This is a genomic window from Brevundimonas sp. (genome assembly GCF_046293315.1).
Lineage (GTDB): Bacteria > Pseudomonadota > Alphaproteobacteria > Caulobacterales > Caulobacteraceae > Brevundimonas.
Genome location: NZ_JBKBPF010000121.1, coordinates 1 through 527 on the forward strand (window position 1 = coordinate 1; position 527 = coordinate 527).

A 527-nucleotide genomic window follows, 5' to 3' on the forward strand; every position below is an offset into this window, starting at 1 on the left:
TCCGCGTGCTGCGCAGCGTGCAGGGCGCCGCCAACGCCGTGGCGCCAGACGGCACGGCGCTGGCGACGGCGGAGGCAGCGGAGGAGGCGGCGGCGGACGGTGAGGGCGAGGCGGGGGAGGCGGGGGAGGCGGCGGAGGCGGCGGACGGTGCCGCTGCGGCAGCAGAGCCCACCCCTCGCTCGCTGGCGCCCTCCAGCGAGGCGCAGTCACAGACGGACTCGGCGGATCGCGACTGGGAGCGCTGGCGCAGCGCGGCGGGCGAGCTCAAGGTGCGCCGCCGCCGCATGGCATGGGCTGCTCGCTTGCTCACCGCTCCGTGCGTGCGTCGGTCACAGGCGCAAGTGTCGGAGGCGCAGTACTTTGCGCGCAAGCGGCGGTTGGCGCGGCAGCAGCTGGAGCAAGGTGTGCGCCGCGCCGCACGCGCCGAGCCACGCGCGCCGAGCCTCACGCGCCGCCCGCCCGGCAGCCGCACACATGGTGGGGCAGCTGCTGGAGATTTTTGATCGAACGGAAATTTCGTGGCGGTT

The 527-nt window shown here is 75.0% G+C and carries 1 protein-coding gene; it reads left to right on the plus strand.

Features of this window, described 5'->3' with window-relative positions:
• On the plus strand, positions 1-503 hold a 503-nt coding region (locus ACK4SE_RS14340), incomplete at its 5' end, for a hypothetical protein (protein ID WP_409694080.1).
• Between the last annotated feature and the right edge of the window lie 24 nt (positions 504-527).